Origin of the sequence: Chryseobacterium sp. CH21 (assembly GCF_004119445.1) — a bacterium.
GTDB lineage: Bacteria > Bacteroidota > Bacteroidia > Flavobacteriales > Weeksellaceae > Chryseobacterium.
Window position 1 is genome coordinate 30,493 of record NZ_QICI01000072.1, and the last position, 23,700, is coordinate 54,192.

General features: G+C 37.1%; 22 protein-coding genes and 2 pseudogenes. 19 read left to right on the top strand and 5 right to left on the bottom strand.

Annotated elements, in window-relative coordinates:
• Positions 1-24 precede the first annotated feature (24 nt).
• The 3 genes from BOQ62_RS15820 to BOQ62_RS15830 all read right to left on the bottom strand — a co-directional run bounded on the left by BOQ62_RS15820 (position 25) and on the right by BOQ62_RS15830 (position 1,915).
• Positions 25-474 (bottom strand): GNAT family N-acetyltransferase, encoded by a 450-nt coding sequence (locus BOQ62_RS15820; protein ID WP_129040995.1) that lies wholly within the window; start codon positions 472-474, stop codon positions 25-27.
• Complete coding sequence (gene yihA, locus BOQ62_RS15825; RefSeq protein ID WP_129040996.1) at positions 467-1,090, bottom strand: ribosome biogenesis GTP-binding protein YihA/YsxC; 624 nt, start codon at positions 1,088-1,090, stop codon at positions 467-469. Before yihA ends, BOQ62_RS15820 begins: the two co-directional genes overlap by 8 nt.
• Positions 1,091-1,153: 63 nt before the next feature.
• Positions 1,154-1,915, bottom strand: a complete 762-nt coding sequence (locus BOQ62_RS15830) for an alpha/beta fold hydrolase (RefSeq protein ID WP_129040998.1) — start codon at positions 1,913-1,915, stop codon at positions 1,154-1,156.
• 271 nt (positions 1,916-2,186) lie between these two features.
• On the opposite strand from BOQ62_RS15830, the gene mraZ reads away from it, so the two are divergent.
• From mraZ to BOQ62_RS15920, 19 genes and pseudogenes are all read left to right on the top strand, one after another.
• Positions 2,187-2,645 (top strand): division/cell wall cluster transcriptional repressor MraZ, encoded by a 459-nt coding sequence (gene mraZ, locus BOQ62_RS15835; RefSeq protein ID WP_129041000.1) that lies wholly within the window; start codon positions 2,187-2,189, stop codon positions 2,643-2,645.
• A gap of 49 nt (positions 2,646-2,694) precedes the next feature.
• Entirely contained in the window at positions 2,695-3,588 is an 894-nt protein-coding gene (rsmH, locus tag BOQ62_RS15840) for a 16S rRNA (cytosine(1402)-N(4))-methyltransferase RsmH (protein WP_129041002.1), read from the top strand.
• Between the two features lie 101 nt (positions 3,589-3,689).
• Positions 3,690-4,055: an FtsL-like putative cell division protein gene (locus BOQ62_RS15845; RefSeq protein WP_034693891.1), complete on the top strand. Its 366-nt coding sequence runs from the start codon at positions 3,690-3,692 to the stop codon at positions 4,053-4,055.
• The gene (locus BOQ62_RS15850) at positions 4,039-6,030 is read left to right on the top strand and encodes a penicillin-binding transpeptidase domain-containing protein (RefSeq protein ID WP_129041003.1); all 1,992 of its coding nucleotides are present in this window, start codon (positions 4,039-4,041) and stop codon (positions 6,028-6,030) included. The genes BOQ62_RS15845 and BOQ62_RS15850 overlap by 17 nt, the downstream gene beginning before the upstream one ends.
• Positions 6,031-6,073: 43 nt before the next feature.
• A complete protein-coding gene (locus tag BOQ62_RS15855; protein ID WP_129041005.1) occupies positions 6,074-7,534 on the top strand; it encodes a UDP-N-acetylmuramoyl-L-alanyl-D-glutamate--2,6-diaminopimelate ligase in 1,461 nt (486 codons plus the stop codon).
• A 79-nt stretch (positions 7,535-7,613) separates the two neighbouring features.
• Positions 7,614-8,855 carry a phospho-N-acetylmuramoyl-pentapeptide-transferase gene (mraY, locus tag BOQ62_RS15860; protein ID WP_105702237.1) on the top strand — a complete coding sequence of 414 codons (1,242 nt, stop codon included), beginning with the start codon at positions 7,614-7,616 and terminating at the stop codon, positions 8,853-8,855.
• A 62-nt stretch (positions 8,856-8,917) separates the two neighbouring features.
• Positions 8,918-10,255, top strand: a complete 1,338-nt coding sequence (murD, locus tag BOQ62_RS15865) for a UDP-N-acetylmuramoyl-L-alanine--D-glutamate ligase (RefSeq protein WP_129041007.1) — start codon at positions 8,918-8,920, stop codon at positions 10,253-10,255.
• 17 nt (positions 10,256-10,272) lie between these two features.
• On the top strand, positions 10,273-11,511 hold the full coding sequence (locus BOQ62_RS15870; RefSeq protein ID WP_034694212.1) for an FtsW/RodA/SpoVE family cell cycle protein: 1,239 nt from the start codon (positions 10,273-10,275) through the stop codon (positions 11,509-11,511).
• 1 nt (position 11,512) lies between these two features.
• The gene (gene murG, locus BOQ62_RS15875; RefSeq protein ID WP_129041009.1) at positions 11,513-12,613 is read left to right on the top strand and encodes an undecaprenyldiphospho-muramoylpentapeptide beta-N-acetylglucosaminyltransferase; all 1,101 of its coding nucleotides are present in this window, start codon (positions 11,513-11,515) and stop codon (positions 12,611-12,613) included.
• Positions 12,614-12,721: 108 nt separating this feature from the next.
• Entirely contained in the window at positions 12,722-13,015 is a 294-nt protein-coding gene (locus BOQ62_RS15880; protein ID WP_129041011.1) for a GIY-YIG nuclease family protein, read from the top strand.
• A 139-nt stretch (positions 13,016-13,154) separates the two neighbouring features.
• Positions 13,155-14,513, top strand: coding sequence for a UDP-N-acetylmuramate--L-alanine ligase (gene murC, locus BOQ62_RS15885; protein WP_129041012.1), 1,359 nt, complete (start codon positions 13,155-13,157; stop codon positions 14,511-14,513).
• A 198-nt stretch (positions 14,514-14,711) separates the two neighbouring features.
• Complete coding sequence (locus BOQ62_RS15890; protein ID WP_317127385.1) at positions 14,712-14,990, top strand: GxxExxY protein; 279 nt, start codon at positions 14,712-14,714, stop codon at positions 14,988-14,990.
• A gap of 20 nt (positions 14,991-15,010) precedes the next feature.
• On the top strand, positions 15,011-15,088 hold the full coding sequence (locus tag BOQ62_RS24110) for a hypothetical protein (protein ID WP_410494212.1): 78 nt from the start codon (positions 15,011-15,013) through the stop codon (positions 15,086-15,088).
• Between the two features lie 67 nt (positions 15,089-15,155).
• Positions 15,156-16,148: a cell division protein FtsQ/DivIB gene (locus BOQ62_RS15895; RefSeq protein ID WP_228414207.1), complete on the top strand. Its 993-nt coding sequence runs from the start codon at positions 15,156-15,158 to the stop codon at positions 16,146-16,148.
• Positions 16,149-16,204: 56 nt separating this feature from the next.
• Positions 16,205-17,590: a cell division protein FtsA gene (gene ftsA / locus BOQ62_RS15900; protein WP_129041014.1), complete on the top strand. Its 1,386-nt coding sequence runs from the start codon at positions 16,205-16,207 to the stop codon at positions 17,588-17,590.
• Between the two features lie 91 nt (positions 17,591-17,681).
• Positions 17,682-19,591: pseudogene (ftsZ, locus tag BOQ62_RS24305) on the top strand (cell division protein FtsZ).
• Between the two features lie 89 nt (positions 19,592-19,680).
• Entirely contained in the window at positions 19,681-20,127 is a 447-nt protein-coding gene (locus BOQ62_RS15910; RefSeq protein ID WP_129041016.1) for a GatB/YqeY domain-containing protein, read from the top strand.
• A 457-nt stretch (positions 20,128-20,584) separates the two neighbouring features.
• A complete protein-coding gene (locus BOQ62_RS15915) occupies positions 20,585-20,995 on the top strand; it encodes a BrxA/BrxB family bacilliredoxin (RefSeq protein WP_079243608.1) in 411 nt (136 codons plus the stop codon).
• Positions 20,996-21,100: 105 nt separating this feature from the next.
• A pseudogene (locus tag BOQ62_RS15920) lies at positions 21,101-22,614 on the top strand (GH3 auxin-responsive promoter family protein).
• A 255-nt stretch (positions 22,615-22,869) separates the two neighbouring features.
• Here BOQ62_RS15920 and BOQ62_RS15925 read toward each other — a convergent pair.
• On the bottom strand, positions 22,870-23,313 hold the full coding sequence (locus tag BOQ62_RS15925; protein WP_129041018.1) for a hypothetical protein: 444 nt from the start codon (positions 23,311-23,313) through the stop codon (positions 22,870-22,872).
• Between the two features lie 23 nt (positions 23,314-23,336).
• Positions 23,337-23,699, bottom strand: a complete 363-nt coding sequence (locus tag BOQ62_RS15930) for a hypothetical protein (RefSeq protein ID WP_129041020.1) — start codon at positions 23,697-23,699, stop codon at positions 23,337-23,339.
• Position 23,700 lies beyond the last annotated feature (1 nt).

Consider the following 23,700-nt stretch of genomic DNA (forward strand, 5'->3'; position numbering starts at 1 on the left):
GTATCTCAAATGAGATACCTTCTTTTATTTTCTTATCATTTCCGTATGCGGAATATCATCTTCAAGATATTTATAACCAGTATCTTCAAATCCGAATCCACTGTAAAATCTTAACAGATAATCCTGTGCTGATATTTTAATTTCAGAAGTATGAAAACGGTTTTCGATAGTTTCTATAGCATATTGTACCAGCTGTTTTCCCAGACTTTTTCCTCTCCCCTGCTCCGTAGTCAGAACTCTGCCGAAAGAAGTTTCATCATACTTTATCCCTTGGTCAAATACACGGCAGTAAGCCAGTACCTGTCCATCTTCTTCCGCCCAGATATGAATTCCCTTCTGATCATAATTATCCAGATCAGGATAAGGACAGTTCTGTTCAATAACGAAGACATCAATACGCGCCTTCAGGACTGCATACAATTCAGGAACGGTGAACTCATCAAAAGTCTTAATTTTCCAGACCATATTACTCATCGAAGCTGATATTATTATTTGTTAAAAACTCATTGGTCTTTTGAATAAAATCAAGAATTTTATCTCCACCCTCTTTCTTTTCCGCTGAAGTAATATACAATTCAGGAAGATCTTCCCACGTTTTATGAAGCTCGGTTTTATAATCTTCAACATTTTTGATCACAACATTTGGCTTTAGCTTATCCGCTTTTGTGAAAACAATTGAAAATGGAATTCCACTTTCCCCACACCATTGGATAAATTCCAGGTCAATTTTCTGTGGATTATGTCTCGAATCTACCAATACAAATAGGTTCACCAGATTTCTTCTGTTCAGAATATAATTGGTGATCAGCTTTTCAAAATCCTTTCGCTGAACTTTCGAAACTTTTGCATAACCATATCCTGGTAAATCAGTAAGATACCAGTTTTCATTTACCAAAAAATGATTGATCAGCTGGGTTTTACCCGGAGTTCCCGAAGTTTTAGCCAAATCTTTATGATTCATCATGGCATTGATCAACGATGATTTTCCTACGTTCGACCTTCCGATAAAAGCATATTCGGGAATATTTGGTTCAGGACATTCCTGCCATTTTCCACTACTCTTTACAAACTCTGCTGTCTTGATAATCATTTTTGAATGTATTTTAGAAAAATAAACCACTAAGAAAAGCTCTTAATGGTCATTTATATGTTTTTAAACTTTATCTTTTATCCAGTTGTACAGGATTTCATTGAATTCATCTGGCTTTTCCATCATGGCAGCATGGCCACATTTATCAATCCAGAATAATTCGGAATTAGGAATAAACTTGTGCATATCTTCTGCCACTTCCGGAGGAGTCACATTATCCTGTTTACCCCAGATCAGACACGTAGGGGTCACAATCTTCGGAAGATCATTCAGCATATTGTGTTTGATGGCACTTCTTGCCAGCATTACTGTTTTTATTCCTTTCATTCTGTCATTTACCACTCCGAAAACTTCATCTACAAGATCCTCGGTTGCAATCTTTGGATCATAAAAAACTTCTTCAGTCTTCTTTCTGATATAAGATCGGTCATTCTTTCTCGGAAAACTGTCTCCGAAAGTTCTTTCATACAATCCGGAACTTCCTGTAAGAACAAGATTCTTTACCAGATCCGGTCTCGCCAAAGTCATGATAAGCCCTACATGCCCTCCCATTGAGTTTCCTACAATAGTAACCGGACCAGAAATATGACTTTCTATAAACTTGATGATATATTTTGCAATAGTGGTAAGATTGGTATTGAGTACCGGCAGATCATAGATCGGCAACTGAGGAACATATACTTTGAAGCCTCTATCCGAAAAAAAATCTACCATTTTATCGAAATTACTCAAACCACCCATTAACCCGTGCAACAGCACTAATGGATGTCCTTCTCCCGCTTCTACATAGGAATATTTCTTTTCTTTTTTTGTACTAAATATCATAAAACGCCTTAATAAAGCCCTGCAAAAATACAAATTAAACCTCAAAAAAATTTTGATTATCCTAATTTAAGATAAAAATAATATAATATTCTCCTTTTTAACCTTTTTTTCAAACCCGCTTTATTATGGACTAAATAACACTTTTAGCAAATGTCTTCATATCAGCATTTTACATTATTGAAATTCAATCTTTAATAAAACTTATTAACATTGAGTCAAAAAGTGGGAAAAAGTGGGAAATTTTGGAAATTATTATATAAATTTGTCCCAAATGAAAAATTTCATTGGGACATATGAGTGCAAAATTGACGACAAAGGCCGCTTGAAAGTTCCTTCATCTTTAATCAAACAGATGGAAAACTTCGACGATAAGGCGTTTGTAGTCAAAAGATCTGTGTTCCAACCTTGTCTGGAAGTCTATCCTATGAATGCATGGGACAAACTAATGGGCAAAATTAATAAACTGAACAGATTCATAAAAAAGAATGCTGATTTCATACGAATGTTTACGGCAGGCGTAAAAACAGTAGAATTGGATAATGCAGGAAGATTACAGATCTCCAAAGACCTGACGATTTTTGCAAATCTTCAAAAAGATATTGTGATTACCAGCGCAGGAGAGCTCTTCGAGATTTGGGACAAAGATGCCTATGAAAAGGTAATCGCCACCAATGAAGCTGATTTTGCAAGCCTTGCCGAAGATGTGATGGGCTCTTTCGATGAAGAATAACTGTAGGTTATTAATTGATTATAGTATTAAATAAAAAACACAATTAAGCATGTATCATAACCCCGTTTTGTTGAAGCAGAGTGTTGATGATTTGGTGACGAATCCTGACGGAATATATGTGGACTGCACCTTTGGAGGCGGAGGCCATTCAAGAGAAATCTTGAGCAGACTTTCCGACAAAGGGAGATTGTTCAGTTTTGATCAGGACCTGAATGCACTTAAAAATACAATTGATGATTCCAGATTTACATTGGTTAATCAGAATTTCAGATTTCTGGAAAACTCATTGCTGATGTACGGAGTTTCTCAGGTGGATGGTGTTTTGGCTGACCTTGGTGTTTCTTCACATCAGTTTGATGAAGCAGACAGAGGTTTTTCAACGAGAAGCAATGCTCCTTTGGATATGAGAATGAATGTAATGCAGAATCTGGATGCCAAAAGAGTAATTAATGAATATGAAGAAAGTGAACTTGCAGATCTTTTCTACCATTACGGAGAATTAAGAGAAGCAAGAAAACTGGCAAGAGAAATCGTTCACCACAGAAAAACTAAAAGTATAGATACTACGGAAGATCTGAAAAAATTGTTCAGCTATATTCCGCCTCACAAAGTGAACAAGTTCTATGCTCAGCTTTTTCAGGCAATAAGAATAGAAGTAAACCAGGAACTTGAAGTATTAAAAGAAATGCTGGTTCAGGCTTACAATGTTTTAAAACCGGAAGGAAGATTAGTCGTTATTTCTTACCACTCTCTGGAAGACCGTCTGGTAAAAAGATTCCTGAAAAACGGAATGTTTGAGGGAGAACCGGAAAGAGATATCTACGGAAATTATAAAAAGGCATTTGAATTGATAAAGAGTAAAGCAATCATTCCTGATGATCAGGAAATCGAAGAAAACTCAAGAGCAAGAAGTGCCAAGATGAGAACAGGAATTAAAGTATAAAAAATGTGAATGAGTGAATCGTCAATAGTGAATTATTTAAAAAAATAAAATTGACCATTGACACGAAGTAAATTCACTGTGAAGCAAATTGACATCATAAATTGGCTAAAAGAACAACAAATCGTCCCCAGAAAAGACTCACTTTTATAGATATTATAAAAGGAAACTTTCTGAATCGTGATGAGATCAAAATACATTACAGGTATTTTCTACTCTTGTTTGTTCTGATGATGGCCATGATTTATACCAACCACCTCGTCAATAAAAAAATAAAAATTGTAAACGCCTTAAAGGAAGAAACAGAAGAATACAAATCACGAAACGCTTACGCCCAGAGTAAGCTGATCAAAGTTAAAATGGAATCAGAGCTGGGGAAAGAGGTCGCCCGGGATTCATTAATGACCCTGGAAAACCACCCTCACAAATTGCTAATAAAACTGGACAGTACAGATGCAAAAGCAAAATGAATACGACAATAAACGTAAGAAAGCGTTACGATGGGGCTACCTCTTTGCAGTGGTAGCTTTGTGCGTGTTTGTCATGTTCCTGGCAAGAATTGTCATCCTACAGAACACCAATGTCCAGGAAATAAAAGATGATTACATTAATAAAAACTATCGTGAAGCTACTTTAAAAGCTGCCCGCGGGAACCTTTTTGCTTCCGACGGCTCTATTCTCGCTACAACAGTGATGCGATATGACATCTATCTTGATTTCAAGACAATGAAAGATACGGTGTACTCCAACAATATCGGAGCACTGACTGATTCTTTGAGCAAAATGTTCGGAAAATCAAGAGGAGAATTCAGACAGAAGTTTGACGAGCAGAAAAAAAAGAAAAACCAGTACTACACCTTGGTGAAAGGGCTGGATTTCGATCAATACGACAGAATCCGAAAATTCCCGATCTTCAAAAGAGGAAAAAATAAGGGAGGATTTATTGTTGACAGAAACTATAAAAGAGAATTGGCCACCTCAGAAATCGGAGCCGGAACCATCGGTATGGATAATGGAGAGCTTAGATCAGGACTGGAAGGTGCTTTCTCAAAATATTTAACCGGAACAGACGGAAAAAGGCTAGAACAGAGAATCAACTCTTCTCAATGGAAACCTATTGACTTCTGGAAAGTTCAGGAACCTGTAGATGGAGAAGATGTATATACTACCTTAGACCTTAGAATTCAAGACATTGCACACTCCGCACTTGAGAAGCAGCTGATTAATTTCGAAGCTAAACACGGAACCGTAATCGTCATGGAAGTGGAAACCGGAAAAGTACGTGCCCTTGTTAATTTAAGAAGAACAGAAGAAGGAGAATACGAAGACTCTTACAACTATGCCCTGAAAGATAATATTGAGCCCGGATCTACCTTTAAAACCATTTCGCTTCTGGCAGCAATGGACGATGGATTCATTGATGAAAACACAACAGTAAACGTAGGAAACGGAGTTTGGGTCTATGCAAAACAGAGAATCTCAGACGGCCACGGAGGAGGAACATATGATATCAGTGATGTATTGGCAAAGTCCAGTAACGTAGGAACTTCAAAGCTGATCACAAAATATTATGCAGAAAAGCCACAGATTTTCCTTGACCACCTGAAACGTTGGAAATTATTTGACAAAATGGACATCGAGCTTCCGGGAATCACAAAACCAAAGATCGTAACGCCACAAAATAAAAGATGGAACGCTGCAACACTCGCTTCTATCTCTTACGGATACTCTTCCAACATCAACCTGCTGCAATTAACAACCTTCTATAACGGAGTTGCCAATGGAGGTAAAATGCTTAAGCCTTTATTCATTGATAAAATCATGAAAGACGGAAAGGTTATGTACAGCGCCAAACCTGAAGTAATGGTGAACAAAATGGCCTCTGAAAAAGCCATTAAAATGATGACCAGTGCTTTAACCAAAGCGGTAGAAAAAGGAACAGGACGAAGCATCTTCACGCCCAATCTTAAAATGGCAGGAAAAACCGGAACCGCAAGATTTGAATACTGGCTGCCAGGTCCAATGAAGTACAGAGCATCTTTTGCAGGATTTTATCCCGCCGACGCTCCAAAATATACATGCTACGTGATGATTAGTGAGCCTAATACCGCAAAAGGATTTTATGGAGGTTCCGTTTCAGCACCGGTATTTAAGGAAATTGCAGGAAAAACCTTCCTGAAAACACCTCAGAATATTGAAAAAGAAATGCTGGTAGACAGAAAGGTAAACCTAAGTAAAATGGTTGAACCTAATGTTAAAGTAGCTGTCAATGATAAGCAAATGCCCAATGTGGTAGGATTAATCGGGAAAAATGTAATCCCGCAGTTGGAAAACTTAGGCTACCGTGTCGATTATAAAGGAGTAGGAAGAATTAAAGAACAATTCCCTCTGGAAGGCACAACGATCAGTAAGAACCAGAGAATTTATTTGTCTCTGCAGAATTAAAACAAGGACTTAAAACAAAATAAGGCAAGCCTTATTGATAAAGATGATAATAACAGAATTAGTAAACAGAATCCCAGTATTGGAAATCCACGGTGACAACAACCGTGAAGTGACTGAATTGGTGATCGACAGCAGAAAAGTTACAGAAAACTCTCTTTACATTGCGATGAGAGGAACAGTGGTGGATGGTCATTCATTCATTGCATCTGCTATTGAAAAAGGTGCTGCCGCAATTGTTTGCGAAGAATTCCCAGAGACATTGGTGGAAAATGTAACCTATGTTCAGGTAAAAGACTCATCTAAAGCCTTAGGTCACCTTGCCTCTAATTTCTATGGAAACCCTTCTCAAAAGCTGAAGCTGATAGGAGTTACCGGAACCAACGGAAAGACCTCTGTTTCTACTCTCCTTTTTGATGTTTTCACAAATTTGGGGTATTCAGCAGCTTTACTTTCTACTGTTGAGATCAGAATTGGTGAAGAGATTATTCCGGCAACACACACGACTCCTGATGTAATTACGATCAACAGGATTTTAGCTGATGCATTAGAAAAAGGATGTGAATTTGCTTTCATGGAAGTAAGCTCACACGGAATTGCCCAAAACAGAATTGAAGGATTACATTTCAAAATAGCAGGCTTTACCAATCTTACTCATGATCATTTAGATTATCATAAAACATTCGAAGAATATTTAAAAACAAAGAAAAGATTCTTCGACCAGTTAGAAGATACAGCCATTGCCATCACCAATGTAGATGACAAAAATGGAAACATCATGCTTCAGAACACGAAGGCTAAAAAGAAGTCTTATGCTTTGAAAACCATGGCCGACTATCACGGAAAATTATTGGAGGTGGATTTCAACGGAATGCTGTTGAATTTCAACGGAAAAGAATTCTGGACGACATTGACAGGAAAATTCAACGTATACAATCTGTTGCTTGTATTCGGGATTGCTGAAGAATTAGGTTTCGGGCAGGATGAAATTCTTCAGGCCATCAGCAAATTAAAAAGAGTTTCCGGAAGATTTGAAACCTTCAAATCCGATGGTGGAATTTTCTTTATCGTAGACTATGCACATACTCCGGATGCTTTGGAAAACATTCTGGACAGCATCAACGATATCAGAACCAAAAACGAAAGATTAATCACCGTATTTGGCTGCGGAGGAGACAGAGATCACTCCAAAAGACCTGAAATGGGAAATATTGCCACCAAAAAATCAACGCTGGCAATCATCACTTCAGATAATCCGAGAACAGAAGATCCTGCACAGATCATCAAAGAAATTGAAGCAGGTGTTGAACCTCAGAACTTCAGCAAATACACTTCAATTCCGGACAGAAAAGAAGCCATAAAAATGGCCATAAAGTTTGCAGAACCTAAAGATATTGTTTTAGTTGCCGGAAAAGGCCACGAAACATATCAAGATATAAATGGTGTAAAACATCATTTTGATGACAAAGAAGTAATTAATGAACTTTGGAAATTAATGAGCAAATAAATTATAAACGATAATTGATCAATAATAAACGATTTATCATTCATCAATTATCAATGATCATTTATTAACAATTGAAACTATGCTATACTATCTATACGAATATCTAACCGACCATGGAATTCACGTTCCGGGATTAGGAATGTTGAAATACATCTCCTTCCGTGCCGGAATGGCCGTCTTATTCTCACTCATTATTGCTCTTGTCTACGGAAAAAGAGTAATCAATTACCTGAGAACAAAACAGATGGGTGAATTGGTACGTGATCTTGGATTGGATGGCCAAAAACAAAAAGAAGGAACTCCTACCATGGGAGGGCTTATCATTATTTTGGCAACCATCATTCCGGTATTGCTGTTTACAAGAATTACCAATGTGTATATTGTACTGCTGCTGGTTTCTATGTTTTGGATGGGTGCTATTGGTTTCCTTGATGATTATTTAAAGAAAATCAAAAAAAATAAAGACGGTTTAAGTGGTAAATTCAAAATTGTAGGACAGGTCGGATTAGGGCTAATTGTCGGAATTACAATGTATTTCCACCCGGATATTACGGTTAAAAGAAAATATGCCGATGCTAAAGTGGTGAACAGAAACAATGTAGAACAGAACTTTATGCCTACAGAAAAAATTACTGTTTCCACCGTACCTTTTGCAAAAAATAATGAGTTCGACTATAGCGGAATTCTATTTTGGATGAATGATAAAGATGCCCATGAGTGGGCATGGATTGTCTTTATTCCTATTGTGATCTTCATTGTAACAGCCGTTTCAAACGGAGCCAATATCACAGACGGAATTGATGGTCTCGCGGCAGGAACAAGTGCCATTATATTGCTTACACTGGCTCTTTTCGCTTATCTTTCAGGGAACATCATCTTTGCAGATTATCTCAATATCATGTTCCTTCCCAATATGGGAGAAACCACCATTTTTGCCGTGGCAATGGTAGGCGCCGTGATCGGATTCTTCTGGTACAATACGTATCCTGCACAGGTTTTCATGGGCGATACCGGAAGTTTGATGCTTGGAGGAGTCATTGCCGTTTTAGCCATTATTTTAAGAAAAGAATTGCTGATTCCTGTATTATGTGGAATCTTCTTAATTGAAAACGTATCTGTAATGCTTCAGGTCGTAGTTTTCAAATACAGAAAAAGAAAATTCGGGTTGGAATATGCCCAAAACAATAGACTGTTCAAAATGTCACCGTTACACCACCATTATCAGAAAGAAGGATTTCACGAAAGTAAAATCGTAAACAGAATGATCATCATCGGAGTAATACTGGCTATTGTATGTCTGATCACATTAAAAATGAGATAAAAATTAAAAGCTGTAAGCAATAAGCGTAAAGCTTAAAGCCTATAGCATAAAGCTTTTATAATATGAAAATAGTTGTTTTAGGAGGTGGAGAAAGCGGATGCGGAGCTGCTTATTTGGCTAAAAAGAAAGGTCTGGAAGTATTTCTTTCAGATAAAGGAGCCATTAAGGATAACTATAAGCAGTTTCTTACCGAAAATGAAATTGAATTTGAAGAAGGAAACCACGATGAAGAAAGGATTTTAAATGCAGACTGGATCGTAAAAAGCCCGGGAATTCCGAAAAAGGCAGACATCATCAATAAAATTCATGAAAAGGGAATCAGACTTTCCTCTGAAATTGAATTTGCTTCTGAATTTACAGACGCAAAGATCATTGCAATTACCGGAAGCAACGGAAAAACAACCACTACTTCCCTGATCTATTATATTCTGAAAAACGACGGATTGAATGTAGGTTTAGGAGGAAATATCGGATACAGCTTTGCCAAGCAGGTTGCAGATGAAAACCATGAATATTATGTACTGGAAGTAAGCTCTTTCCAGCTGGATGATATTCAGAATTTCAGACCTTATATCTCATTATTGTTGAATCTGTCTCAGGATCACCTGGATCAGTACAACTACAATTATGAGGAATATGCTTTGGCTAAATTCAGAATCACTGAAAATCAGGAGAATGATAACTTCTTCATCTATAACAAAGATGATGAAATGAGTAAAAATCTTCTTGAAAAGCTTGAAATAAAAGCTAAAATGATTCCTTTCTCCATTAAAGAGAAGTTACCGGAAGGAGGTTTTATCAATGACGATGAAATTGTGGTAAAAATGAAAGACGAATTCGCCATGAAAGTGGATGAATTGTCTCTACTGGGAAATCACAATGTAGCCAACAGCCTTGCGGCATCTATTGCCGGTAAAATATTAAAAATCAACAATGAAAGCATCAGACATTCATTGATGACCTTCCAGGCTGTAGAGCACAGATTGGAGTTTGTTACTGAAATTGACAATGTAAAATACATCAATGATAGTAAAGCAACCAATGTAAATGCTACTTATTACGCCTTAGAAAGTATGAAAACACCCACCGTATGGATTGTTGGTGGATTAGATAAAGGAAATGACTATACCGAAATTGAAGATTTAGTCAAAAGAAAAGTAAAGGCAATTGTTTGCCTTGGAGTAGATAACAAGAAGATCATCGATTTCTTTAAAGATAAAAAAGAACTTATTTATGATACTTCAAGCATGGAAGAAGCCGTGAGAATTTCAAAATCACTGGCTAAAAAGGGCGATACGGTCTTATTATCCCCATGCTGCGCAAGCTTTGATTTATTCAAAAGCTATGAAGACAGAGGACGCCAGTTTAAAGAACAGGTATTAAAAGCCAATGGCCATTAGCCAGAATAGCATTAAATATGGACGAACAGAACACAGAAAGCAGATTTGAATTTCTAAAGGGCGATAAAGTACTTTGGATGGTCATCCTTGTGATCTCCATTTTCTCTATTTTCCCTGTATACTCTGCGAGTTCAAATCTGGAATACATTGTCAATAACGGGACTACAACAGGTCACGTTATCAAACATATGTTCTTTGTAGTCTTGGGATTAGCCATTATGAGACTGGTAGGAACCATAAAATATGAATACATCGGAAAGCTCAGCAGCATTCTGCTCGGCCTTATGATTGTTCTGTTGATTGTTACCATGTTTACCGGACAGACCATTGATGGAGCCAGTGCTTCCAGATGGCTGAAAATCCCGGGAACACCAATATCATTCCAGCCTTCATCATTTGCATTTTTAATGCTCATCATCTATCTGTGCAGATATTTGACCAAAAAGATCACCAGAGAAAGGCTTCCGATAGAGAATATCATGTATATTTTCGGACCTATCCTGCTTGTTTTTGTATTGGTAGCCAAAGATAACGGATCTACAGCGTTAATGATTTTAATGGTTTCCGTAGTGGTTCTTATCATAGGGCAGCTTCACTGGAAATACATTGCTGGATTTATCTCCGCATCATTTGTAGCCATTGTGTTATTTTTATTAATAGCCCTGAATACGAATATGATTGGTGGAAACCGTGTACATACATGGATGAGCCGTGTAGAAACATTTACCTCAAGCAAAGCAAAATCAGCAGATGTAGATGATGAAAGCGTAAAAGCAAAAAATTATCAGGTAATGCAGGCCAAAGCAGCCATTGTTCACGGCGGAATTACCGGAATGGGGCCAGGAAAAAGTGCCTTGAAACAAATGCTTCCACAATCCGCCTCCGACTTTATTTTCGCAGTTATTGTAGAAGAATACGGAGTGATAGGAGCCGCTTTTCTGATCAGTTTATATTTGATTATGATGATAAGGATTGTAATGATTGCCAGTAAAATGCCCGCGTTCTTCGGATCGTTGCTTGTGCTCAGTCTCGGAGTAATGATCTTTATCCAGCTTTCGGTTAACATAGCCGTTGCTGTGAATCTGATTCCGGTAACAGGGCAGCCGCTTCCTTTGATAAGTTATGGAGGAACCTCAATGCTGGTCACCTATTTGCAGTTAGGCATTATTTTAAATATAAGCTCAAGAATCCAGATTTATGATGAAGAAGGAATGGGCAAAAAACAAAGTATAGCAGAAATAAACGATATCGCTTAAAATGGACAAAAAATTAAAAATATTATTATCAGGCGGCGGAACAGGAGGTCATATCTTCCCGGCCATTGCCATTGCTGATGAGATCAGAAAAAGATTTTCTGATGCAGAATTTTTGTTCATTGGTGCCAACGGAAAAATGGAAATGGAAAAAGTTCCCCAGGCAGGCTATAAAATTGAAGGAATTGATATTGCAGGAATCGACAGAGGAAATTTGTTATCCAACCTGAGACTGCCTTTCAAGATTCTGAAAAGTTTATCAAAATCTAAAAGGATTATCAAAAGCTTTGCTCCAGATTTTGCCGTAGGAACAGGAGGATTTGCGAGTGGTCCTGCTCTTTATGAAGCCAGTAAAATGGGAATCCCGATTTTCATACAGGAGCAGAACGCTCATGCTGGGGTAACCAATAAAATTTTAAGCAAGAAAGCCAAAGCCGTTTTCACAGCATATCCAAAAGTAGAAGACTTTCCGGCAGAGAAAATAAAATTTCTGGGAAATCCGATCCGTGAGAACATTATTTCAGGAATGCAGGATACCGCTCAGGCAAAAGAAAAAATGGGACTAGATAAAGACAAACTTACAATTCTGTCTGTAGGAGGTTCTTTAGGCTCCAGAACATTGAATAATGCATGGAAGTCTCATTTGCAGCAAATTGTAGATCAAGATTATCAGCTGATCTGGCAGACAGGAAAGCTTGATTATAAAGATATTTTAGAAGAAACAAAAGATACAGATACCAGAAATATTCAGATTCTTGAATTTATCAAAGATATGGAACTGGCTTATTCTGCAGCGGATATCATTGTTTCCAGAGCCGGAGCTATTGCCATTTCAGAGTTGGCTGTAGCACAAAAACCAGTGCTTTTGGTACCTTTCCCTTTTGCAGCGGAAGATCATCAAACCAAAAATGCCATGAACCTGGTTGAAAAAAATGCGGCCAGAATGGTAAAAGACTCTGAAATGCAGGAAAAATTCTGGAATACATTATCAGAAATCTGCGAAAATGAAAGCGTAAGAAAAGAAATGTCAGACAATCTCACCTATTTTGCTAAGCCAAACGCTGCAAAAGAGATTGTAGATGAGATTTTTAAAGTAATAAAATAATTTAGAAAAGGCTTCGACAAGCTCAGCCTGATATACATAAAATAAAACAGTTAGTATTAGAACTGTCACCCTGAGCTTGTCGAAGGGCCAGTAAGCAAACACAAATGAATGAAAATATATTATGTATACATTGTAAAATGTTCTGATAATTCTTATTATACAGGCTTTACCAATGATTTGGAAAGAAGAATTAATGAACATAATGACGGATTAAATCCTGAAAGTTACACGTATACAAGAAAACCCGTAGAACTTGTTTTCTACCTTGAATTTAATGATGCTGCTCAAGCGATAAGCTTTGAAAAACAAATTAAAGGCTGGAGTAGAAAAAAGAAGGAAGCAATAATAAATGATAACTGGGATTTATTACCAATGTTATCAAAAAATATGATGAAAGATTAGAAGGCTTCGACAAGCTCAGCCTGACACCGTTAAAATTTAATTTATTAACGAGTCATGGATGTTAGTTGATTAATGCCTTAAAAATATTAGTAATAAAAACTCTGAATTGGTTAAAGAGTTATTAAAGATTAAAATATAAATGAACATTTTACAAACATATCAAACTTTTTACTTCGTCGGAATCGGAGGTATCGGAATGAGTGCATTGGCACGTTATTTCAATGCGTCCGGAAAAAAAGTATTGGGCTACGATAAAACCAATACAAAATTGACACAGAACCTGATGAATGAAGGTATTGACATTGTTTTTGAAGACCTTATTGATGAAAGGATCACCTCCCTTCAGAAAGAAGATACTTTGGTGATCTACACTCCGGCGATCAAAACGCTTGGAATACTGGATTACTTTAACCAAAATCAGTTTGAAGTACTAAAACGTGCTAAAGTTTTAGGCTTAATTACTGAAAATACAGACTGTATCGCTGTTGCAGGAACTCATGGAAAAACCACCACGTCTACCCTTGTAGCCCATTTATGCAAAGAAACAGATCTTCCTTTCTCATGCTTTTTGGGTGGAATTTCTGAAAACTTTAAATCCAACTTCCTATATAATGGTTCCACTTATTCTGTGGTAGAGGCAGATGAATATGACAGAAGCTTCCTGAACCTCTCTCCGGACTGGGCAGTTGTGACTTCTACCGATGCAGATCACCTGGATATTTATGGAGATAAAAGCCATATTGAAGAAGGATTCAGACAGTTTGCGGCTTTGGTTCCTAATGATCAGCAGCTTTTTGTAAGAAAAGGGTTAGAAATAGGCAGAGGACATCAAACTTATGCAGTAAACGAGCCTGCAGATTATTATTCGGACAATCTGCGTATGGAGCATGATAAAATTTACTTTGACTTCCATACCCCAACTGAAAAGATTGAGGATTTTGTCTGGGAAATTCCTGGGATCCATAATGTCGAGAATGCCACTGTAGCACTGGCTATTCTGCATAATTTAGGCGCAGATTTTGATACGCTGAAAAAGGCAATTGCCAATTTTAAAGGAATTAAAAGAAGATATACTAAACATATTTATCAAAACGGTAAAATTTATATTGATGATTATGCCCACCATCCTACAGAAATTAATGCTGTAATGGACTCAATCAAAACATTTTATCCTGACAAAAAACTATTGGTAGCCTTCCAGCCGCATCTTTTCAGCAGAACAAGAGATTTCGCAGACGGGTTTGCAGAAAGTTTAGGCAAAGCAGATGAACTTATCCTTCTTGATATTTATCCCGCAAGAGAACTTCAGGAGAATTTTGAAGGAATTACTTCAAGCTGGCTGCTGGATAAAGTAACATTAGATAAAAAAGAAGTATCAACATTATCCGATGCTTTTGAAAAAATAAAAGAAAAAGATTTTGATATCCTTCTAACAGTAGGCGCAGGAAACATTGATACCCTGTATGATCCTATTTGTGAATGGATAGAGAAAATTTGAGTATAATAAGTGTAAACGCAGTGTACGCAAAGAGTGAATGAAAATTTGTTCGCAAAGGCGTTTCACTCAGCAAAACAGATTTCTGTTAAAACAAATTATTCAAATGATAGCCGTAGCTGAGTGAAACGCCCTCGCGAACGGAAAGAAATAAAAAGGTTGCTTTGCGATCATAGCGTTAAAACTAAAAACACAAAATGTATGATAGAAAATGAAATTTCAGAGATTGTTTTCGATGCTGGAATGAAGATACATCGTACGCTTGGAATTGGACTTTATGAAAATGTATATGAAGAATGCTTAGTTTATGAACTGAAAAGTAGGGGATTAAACGTAGAATGTCAAAAAAATATCGACATTGAATATGAAGAGTTAAAGATATCTAAAGCGTTCAGAGTAGATTTATTAATTGAAAACAAAGTAATAATTGAAATAAAAGCAGTTCAGGAAATTAATGATTATCATTTTTTCAGCTTTTAAATTATTTAAGAATAACAAACATAAAACTCGGAATGATTTTGAATTTCCATTCAACACTATTCAAAAACGGAGTAAAACGAGTTGTAAATAAATTGTAAAAAAAGTAATAATGTATTTACGTATTCATGAATACATTTTACACAAATAGATGAATACAAAAGATGTATGAAAAATAAATACAGAATATTAAAAATTGCTGTCACCGTAATCATCCTTGGATTGTTACTGAGTTTCTCGTTGAAGAGATTCAGCCGCCAACAGATTACGGACAATAAGATTTCTGTAAAAATGAGTGAGAAAACTCCCGTTTATTTCGTCGATGAAAAAGACATCAGGGAGATCGTAAAAAAAGAAAATCCATCAGGAAATGTAGGTGATCTTAATATTCCTTCATTAGAAAAAAAGATCAACGCTCTTCCGGCCGTTGACAGTGCCAATGTCTACTTGAATCTGAATGGAAAGCTCAATCTGGATATCAAGCAGAGAGTTCCTGTATTCAGACTCAATAAAGATGGAAAGGACTTTTATGTAGATGAAAAAGGAATTGAATTCCCTATCTCGAGAACCTATTCGCATCCATGTATGCTGGTGACCGGAAATGTAAAACCGGATGAATATGAAAAGCTGGCAGAGCTGGTAGAGAAAATTGACAAAGATGATTTCAGTAAAAAATATTTTATCGGAATCTCAAAAAATAAAGACAGCTACAGTCTCCTTACAAGCGAGGGAAACTACAGAGTAGAGATTGGAGATCTTGATAATATTGATTTTAAAGTAAAAGGATTTAAAACTTTCGTAGAAAAATACCTTGTATATCAGGACCCTCAGAAATACAGCATGGTCTCTGTAAAATACCAGAATCAGATTGTCACTACTTTAAACCCTTATTTTAAAGAAAATGACAGTATTTTAAAAGCAGGAAAAATGGAATTGGCAAAAGCTCCTACAATAGCCGCCAAAAAGACGGAGACTAAGCCAAAAATAGCGGAAGCAAAAAAACAAATTCTACACCGGCCAAGCCGAAGGAGCCTACAAAGACAAAAACACATACAAAAGAAGCGAAAAAAACAGAAAAAAACCCACTGCCCCGGCAAAACCCAAGCCCAAGGCAAAAGTAAAAATAGAATAAGTCCTTCAGGACATTTAATACACAAATAGGATAATATCCTTACAGAAAAAAGGAAAAAAGTAGAAAAAATCAAATCGATATAAAAATGGAAAATCAAGAGTATTCAGTAGGTCTGGACATCGGGACAACGAAGATAGTCGCGATTGTCGGAAGAAGGAATGCACACGGGAAAATAGAAGTTCTCGGTGTAGGAAAAGCTAAAAGTCTTGGTGTTCATAAAGGGATTGTGAATAATATTTCACAAACCATCAATTCAATCAAGGCTGCAGTATCCGAAGCACAGTCCAGTGCTGGCGTTCCTATCCGCAAAGTCACGGTAGGTATTGCAGGAAAACACATACGTTCTCTGCAGCACTCCGATTATATTATGCGTGAACATCCGGATAAATTTATTACAGACGATGACATCGAAGCATTAAAAGATCAGGTAAAAAAGCTGGTCATGCTTCCTGGAGAAGAAATTATCCACGTACTTCCTCAAGAATATAAAGTGGATTCCGAGGGGGAAATTCAAGAGCCCGTCGGGATGCACGGAAAGCGTTTAGAAGCTAACTTCCATGTTGTAGTAGGCCAAATGGGAAGCATCAGAAATATTGCAAGATGCGTTCGTGAAGCCGGATTAGAAATGGAAGCTCTTACATTAGAGCCATTAGCGTCTTCAGAAGCTGTCCTTACAAAAGAAGAAAAAGAAGCCGGTGTAGCCATTGTTGACATTGGTGGTGGTACTACAGATATTGCTATATTTAAAGATAATATCATCCGTCATACCTGTGTGATCCCATACGGTGGCGGAATTATTACCGAAGATATCAAAGAAGGATGTTCTATTATTGAGAAACATGCAGAACAACTGAAAGTAAAATTCGGTTCGGCTGTTCCCGAATTAGAAAAAGACAGTACTTTTGTAACCATTCCGGGGCTTCACGGAAGACCTGATAAAGAAATTTCTTTAAAAACTTTAGCACAAATTATCAATGCGAGAGTAGAAGAAGTTTTGGAAATGGTCAATACAGAACTGAAGGCTTACGGTGCTTTTGAACAAAAGAAAAAACTGATTGCTGGAATCGTTCTTACGGGTGGTGGTTCAAACCTGAAACATCTTCGTCAGCTGGCCAATTATACTACAGGTTTCGACAGTAGAATCGGTTTTGCCAATGAATATATTGCCAATGATAAAAATCAGTACCTGAAAGGCCCTGAATTTGCTACCTCTATCGGGTTACTGATGGAGAGTTTAAAGATCAGAGACAAAAAACAGACTGCTGATGAAATCATAGAAGTTGTTGCAGAGCAGCCAAAGCAGGAAACTACTGCAGCACAAACAGAAACGGTTCAACCTGTTCAACAGGCAGCGCCAGTTCAGGAGCAGCATTCTTTTGAAAATGAAAAGCAAGAGAACAGAAAAGCGAAACTCACCTTCGGGCAGTCGCTTATGGAAAAAGTAAAAAAATTCTTTGAAGAAGTAGAGTAAATTATAAATGATGAATGATAAGCGATAAACGATCTTTTCCTTATCAATTATCATTGATCAATTATCAATTATAATTATTAAAAATATAGTTATGGAAAATATAGGTACACAAGGATTTTCATTTGATTTGCCAAAAGGAAATTCATCCATCATAAAAGTAATCGGTGTAGGGGGCGGTGGAAACAACGCGCTGAAGCACATGTACGAAAAAGGAATTCACGGGGTTGACTTCGTGATCTGTAATACGGATGCTCAAACTCTAGATAATAACCCTGTTGCCAATAAAGTACAATTGGGAACTACCATTACCGAAGGTCTTGGAGCAGGAGCTGATCCTGAAGTAGGAGAAAAATCTGCCATCGAAAGTATTGAAGACATCAAGGCTGCTATGGGCCAAAACACCAAAATGGTGTTCATCACTGCCGGAATGGGTGGTGGTACAGGTACCGGAGCCGCTCCAGTCATTGCTAAAGTAGCAAAAGACATGGGAATTTTAACAGTAGGTATTGTTACCGTTCCTTTTAGCTTTGAAGGGAAAAGAAGATTAGATCAGGCCGAAAACGGACTTGACAAACTAAAAAATAATGTTGACTCATTAATTGTTATCAATAACGATAAATTAAGACAACAATTCGGAAACCTTGGATTTAAACAGGGATTCTCAAAAGCTGATGAAGTTCTAGCCAATGCGGCAAAAGGTATGGCAGAAGTTATTACGGGTTACTTTGATGTAAACATTGACTTTAGAGATGCTAAATCTGTACTTCAGAATTCTGGTACAGCATTGATGTCTACTGGGACGGCTTCAGGTGAAAATAAAGCTGAAGAAGCAGTAAGAAAAGCTCTTGATTCCCCATTATTGAATGATAATAAGATTACAGGTGCTAAAAACGTTCTATTGTTGATCAGAAGTGGTGCTGAAGAAGTTACGATGGACGAAATCGGTATCATTATGGACCACATCCAGAAAGAAGCAGGAAACACTGCAGATATTATCTTTGGGGTGGGTGCAGATGAAGAATTAGGAGATGCAGTAAGCGTTCTTGTTATTGCTACAGGATTCTCAAACGAGAATAAGAAATTTGCAGGTCCTACAGAAAAAATCAGAATCAGCCTTAACGATAGTTTTGAAGCTCAGAAAAACTCTCCTTTCAAAACAAGAGAGGAAAGAGAATCAGCTCCTGAAACAACACATGATTTTGGCGGTAAAAACCTTTTCAGACTAGATGACGAAGACCATAGCACTCCCTTCAATGCAGCATCTACGGAAAAAAAATGATTATTGAAGAAGAGCAGCCAAGAGCTGAAATAAAATTCTTTGATAAAGAGGAAGATACCGTAAATACTCCTGAACAAAACTGGAGAAATGAAGAGGAAGAACAGGAATACAGCTTGCTTTCAATTGATGAAGAGAATGAAGATCCAAATGATCTTGAAATCCAGTCTTTTTCATTTGATTTTGAAAATAAAAAAGATGAGCCACAGTCCGGAACAACCTTCAACAACTCTTTTTCTGAGGAAAAACCTGTTGAATTCAGTTTCTTTGTAAACGAGCCTGTAAGAAATGAGCCTAATACTGATTTCGGACAGCCAAAAGCGGAGTTTAATACGCCCACCAATGCTGCGGTAGCAGAGCCTGCTCAAAAAATAGAAACATTCTACCAAAAGCAGGAAGAGCCAAAAGCAGAAACAAAACCTGCATTTGAAAACAAAACAGAAATTGAAACTCCAAAAACTGAAGAATCAGAATTCACGTTTGTGAATAAAACGATGGATCAGGAAAGAGTCATTGAAAGAAGAAATAAATTAAAAGAATTCAACTCACGCTACCAAAGTTTTGACAGCACAAGTGAGTTTGAATCTATTCCTGCTTTCAAAAGAAAAAATATCTCGATTGACGGAAACAATGCTTCAGATCAGAACATCAATACGTATCTGTCTGACAACAATGGATCTATGCAGATCAGAGAAAACAGATTTTTAAATAAAGACGTAGACTAAATTTCTATTGGCAGCTGGCTACTAGCGAATGGCTTTCGAGACCATATAAAAGCTATCAGCCAACTGCCAGAAGCCAAAAGCAAACAACCATGAGTTTAGAAAATACAATAAGCGAAGCTATAAAAACAGCCATGAGAGAAAAAGACAGAGTAGCTCTGGATTCTCTTCGTGCTGTAAAATCTCAGATTCTTCTTTTAAAAACAGAAGCAAGAGGCGCTGAAGTTTCTGCAGAGCAGGAAATTGCCATTCTGCAGAGAATGATCAAGCAGCGTAAAGACTCTTTTGAGCAGTTCACCGCTCAGGGCAGACAGGACCTTGCAGAAGTAGAAGAAGCTCAAAGTAAAGTCATTGAAAAGTTTTTACCTCAACAACTTTCTGCTGAAGAATTAGAAACAGAAATTAAGAATATTATTTCAGAAACCGGAGCTGAATCTATCAAAGATTTAGGGAAGGTAATGGGAGCCGCTTCAAAAGCATTAGCCGGAAAATCAGATGGAAAAAGCATTTCCGAGATGGCTAAAAAGCTCCTTTCATAATGTGATTCATATTCGGGTTTTTGGGATTAATCTCAAATTCCGGAATAATGCATCTCATTCCATAACTAAGGATATACAACCTTTGCATATCGATTTGATTAGAAGCCCGGAACTCTTCAGTTCCGGGCTTCACTTTGTTTGGATATTAAAGTTTGTTAATCAGTTTGATTCTAAACTGAAAAAAGAATTAAGATACTACCATATTTCAGAAAGTATTTAAGTGATTGATTGCTTGAGGGAAAGCGTTTAAATGTTTTTTCACGGTCGTTTGTTTTTCAGAATCATTTCAAATTTAATAATAATATTTTATTATTCCTAGTATTATTTCATGTTTTTTAGAATATTATTGCAATATTAATATTTGATTAATTTTTTATGACTAAACGATTGATAGTTTTTATATATTGAAGAAAAGCAAAGAATTGCTTAACTTTGTACAGATAAAAAACAATAATATATGTATCCAACAGATTTGGTAATGCCTATGAAGGCAGAGCTTACAGATAAAGGTTTCCAAGATTTAACAACTCCAACTCAGGTAGAAGATGCTTTAAAGCAATCAGGAACTACGTTATTGGTCATCAATTCTGTATGTGGTTGCGCTGCAGGAGCTGCAAGACCAGGAGTAGTATACTCTTTAACAGGAGATAAGAAACCTGATCACTTAACAACTGTATTTGCAGGATTTGATACTGAGGCTGTAGTAGAAGCAAGAAAACACCTTGCTCCATTTCCTCCAAGTTCTCCATGTGTAGCCCTTTTCAAAGATGGTGAATTGGTTCACATGCTGGAAAGACACCACATCGAAGGAAACCCTGCAGGAGCTATTGCAGCAAACCTTCAGGCTGCTTACGATGAGTACTGCTAGTAAACAATGAACTAAATATCAAACCGTTACATATTTTGTAACGGTTTTTTTATTTAATCAGTTAAAAAATTTTCTGAAAATTCAAATATCATTATATTTGTTGGAATGGCAACCAAAGCACTTTTCAACACCGTAGTCAACTGGTTCATCCGACAAAGAATAGACCAGATACAGAATTTCATGGATCATCCCATTGAAACACAGAAAGGTATACTCTTTTCTCAGCTGTTTCATGCAGAGGACACGGAATATGGCAAGCTATACGGATTCAATTCTATATCAAGTTATCAGGATTTTAAAAACAAGGTTCCGATTGTTACCTATGAAGAAATGGAGCCTTATATTGAAAAAGCAAGACAGGGACAGAAAGATGTAAGCTGGCCCGGTCTGATTAAGCATTTTGCCAAATCATCAGGAACCACCAACGCCAAGAGCAAATTTATCCCCATCTCGACTGAAAGTCTTGAATACTGTCATATGAAGGCAGGAAAAGATATGGTTTCCATTTATGCCAATAATCACCCCGAAAATCAGCTTTTTAATTATAAAAATTTACGACTTGGGGGGAGTTCAGAATTATATGCCGATTTCAATACAAAATTCGGAGACTTATCGGCTATTTTAATTGACAATCTTCCGTTTTGGGTAGAAATTACCACTACTCCCAGCAAGAAGGTTTCTTTAATGGGGGAATGGGAAAGCAAACTGAAAGCCATTACCTCTGAAGTAAAAAACGAAGATGTGGGCAGCATCCTTGGGGTACCAAGCTGGATGATGGTTCTCCTGCAAAGAGTAGTAAAGGAATCCAATATTGAAAGTATTTCGGAGCTCTGGCCTAATCTGGAGGTATTTTTTCACGGTGGAATCAGTTTTAAGCCCTACAGGGAACAATTCAGACAGATCATCGGAAAAAACATCAATTACTACGAAATTTACAATGCTTCTGAAGGCTTCTTCGGTATACAGGACAGATCAGACAGTGATGAGATGCTTCTGATGCTGGATTATGGTATTTTTATGAATTCATTCCTATGGATCAGTTCCATTTTTCAAATCCAAAAGTTGTGAGCCTGGAAGATGTAGAAGTCGGGAAAAACTATGCAATGGTGATCACAACTAATGGGGGACTTTGGAGATACCTGATTGGAGATACTGTCGTATTTACTTCAACCAATCCGTTCAGGATAAAAATAACGGGAAGAACAAAACATTATATCAACGCTTTTGGGGAAGAACTGATGATTACCAATGTGGAATCTGCTCTTTCAAAAGCCTGCGAAGCAACGGGAGCACAAGTCACAGATTTTACGGGAGCACCGGTTTTCATGAAAGGAAATGAAGGCGGCGCTCATGAATGGATCTTTGAATTCAGCCAGCATCCTGATAATCTGGACAGCTTTATTGATGCTTTTGATAAGCATTTAAAGACCATCAACTCAGATTATGAAGCTAAGAGATACAACAATATAACGCTTAAAAGACCTATTGTACATATTGCTAAAAACAACCTGTTTTATCATTGGCTGGAGGCCAAAGGAAAGCTTGGCGGGCAAAATAAAGTACCGAGATTAAGCAATGACAGGGAATATATAGACCCATTGCTGGAGATGAATAAATAAAGATTATTTCTTAAAGGCAAAGGTTTCAGCGGTGTGCTGTAATTTTTGAGAGAGCATGAGAGAGCAAAAGATTACGACTTTGTCGTTGGTGAAGCGAGAAGACAGCCAACACGCTTAGAAAGAATCAATTTCATTGATCCCATACTTTGCCTCCTTAAAAGTAAAAGCTTCAATAATAAAAACTTTGCGTTAAAAAAATCTATTCACAGATAACAAATAAAAAGCCGCAATTCTGATTGAATTACGGCTTTTATTTTATTTGCTTAAGTCTTCTTTTACTTTTTTAGCAGCTTCCTCTACTTTTGAAGCTCCCTTTTTAGCGGCTTCTTTAGCATCTTTCCCAACTTCCTGTGCTCCGGTTTTAATATCTTTTCCTACTTTATTAGCCTCTGTTTTGATATCTTGTCCTGCTTTATGAAGATCTTGTTTCGTTTTATCTGCAGTGGCATCAATTTTATCTTTAGCCTTCTGAGCAGCATCGTCTATCTTATTTCCAGCGGCATCTACTTTAGCCTTCACATCTTCTTTAGCATCGTTGATCTTCGCCGTATCAACAGTGTTTGGGGTTTCTGTAACGGTAGTTGTTGTAGTGGTAACGGATCCATCAGCATTTTCTACCTGTTCTGTTTTTGTTGTTGATTTTGTACATGCTACAGTGAATACTGAGATCACTGCTGCGGCAAGAATTGTTTTTTTCATATTGTATATTGTTTTAATGATGTTTATTGTGTTTTAGTTTCTGAGGATGGTGGTGTTTCTGAAGTTTTCTGTTTCTTTTCTGCTTCAGCTTTTTTCTTCTCCTCTTCCTGTTTTGCTTTATTTTCTTTTTCCAGCTCCGCTTTTATCTTATTCTCTTCCTCCTGAAGCTTTTTAGCCTGCTTTACCGAATCAAGATATTGAGGAGAAGACATTCTTATCTTTCTTGCAATATCTACTGAAACAGCTCCTGTGGAAAAGGAATCAACAGCTGCTGTATCATACTTGATCATCACTTCCTGTTCGGCACCAAATCCCGGAGATTCTTTCTTCGAGCAGGCAGTAAAGAGAAGTATAAAGACGAAAATCGCAGACAATATATTTTTCATG

What these genes read in the sequence shown, in the direction of transcription:
- BOQ62_RS15850 (WP_129041003.1), top strand. Translation starts at nt 4,039, where the DNA reads ATGCAAAAGCAAAATGAATACGACAATAAACGTAAGAAAGCGTTACGA.
- BOQ62_RS15880 (WP_129041011.1), top strand. Translation starts at nt 12,722, where the DNA reads ATGAAAATATATTATGTATACATTGTAAAATGTTCTGATAATTCTTAT.
- BOQ62_RS15830 (WP_129040998.1), bottom strand. Translation starts at nt 1,915, where the DNA reads ATGATATTTAGTACAAAAAAAGAAAAGAAATATTCCTATGTAGAAGCG.
- BOQ62_RS15855 (WP_129041005.1), top strand. Translation starts at nt 6,074, where the DNA reads ATGATAATAACAGAATTAGTAAACAGAATCCCAGTATTGGAAATCCAC.
- BOQ62_RS15915 (WP_079243608.1), top strand. Translation starts at nt 20,585, where the DNA reads ATGTATCCAACAGATTTGGTAATGCCTATGAAGGCAGAGCTTACAGAT.
- BOQ62_RS15910 (WP_129041016.1), top strand. Translation starts at nt 19,681, where the DNA reads ATGAGTTTAGAAAATACAATAAGCGAAGCTATAAAAACAGCCATGAGA.
- murD (WP_129041007.1), top strand. Translation starts at nt 8,918, where the DNA reads ATGAAAATAGTTGTTTTAGGAGGTGGAGAAAGCGGATGCGGAGCTGCT.
- mraZ (WP_129041000.1), top strand. Translation starts at nt 2,187, where the DNA reads ATGAAAAATTTCATTGGGACATATGAGTGCAAAATTGACGACAAAGGC.
- BOQ62_RS15930 (WP_129041020.1), bottom strand. Translation starts at nt 23,699, where the DNA reads ATGAAAAATATATTGTCTGCGATTTTCGTCTTTATACTTCTCTTTACT.
- BOQ62_RS15870 (WP_034694212.1), top strand. Translation starts at nt 10,273, where the DNA reads ATGGACGAACAGAACACAGAAAGCAGATTTGAATTTCTAAAGGGCGAT.
- BOQ62_RS15890 (WP_317127385.1), top strand. Translation starts at nt 14,712, where the DNA reads ATGATAGAAAATGAAATTTCAGAGATTGTTTTCGATGCTGGAATGAAG.
- ftsA (WP_129041014.1), top strand. Translation starts at nt 16,205, where the DNA reads ATGGAAAATCAAGAGTATTCAGTAGGTCTGGACATCGGGACAACGAAG.
- BOQ62_RS15820 (WP_129040995.1), bottom strand. Translation starts at nt 474, where the DNA reads ATGAGTAATATGGTCTGGAAAATTAAGACTTTTGATGAGTTCACCGTT.
- BOQ62_RS15925 (WP_129041018.1), bottom strand. Translation starts at nt 23,313, where the DNA reads ATGAAAAAAACAATTCTTGCCGCAGCAGTGATCTCAGTATTCACTGTA.
- murC (WP_129041012.1), top strand. Translation starts at nt 13,155, where the DNA reads ATGAACATTTTACAAACATATCAAACTTTTTACTTCGTCGGAATCGGA.
- yihA (WP_129040996.1), bottom strand. Translation starts at nt 1,090, where the DNA reads ATGATTATCAAGACAGCAGAGTTTGTAAAGAGTAGTGGAAAATGGCAG.
- rsmH (WP_129041002.1), top strand. Translation starts at nt 2,695, where the DNA reads ATGTATCATAACCCCGTTTTGTTGAAGCAGAGTGTTGATGATTTGGTG.
- mraY (WP_105702237.1), top strand. Translation starts at nt 7,614, where the DNA reads ATGCTATACTATCTATACGAATATCTAACCGACCATGGAATTCACGTT.
- murG (WP_129041009.1), top strand. Translation starts at nt 11,513, where the DNA reads ATGGACAAAAAATTAAAAATATTATTATCAGGCGGCGGAACAGGAGGT.
- BOQ62_RS15895 (WP_228414207.1), top strand. Translation starts at nt 15,156, where the DNA reads ATGAAAAATAAATACAGAATATTAAAAATTGCTGTCACCGTAATCATC.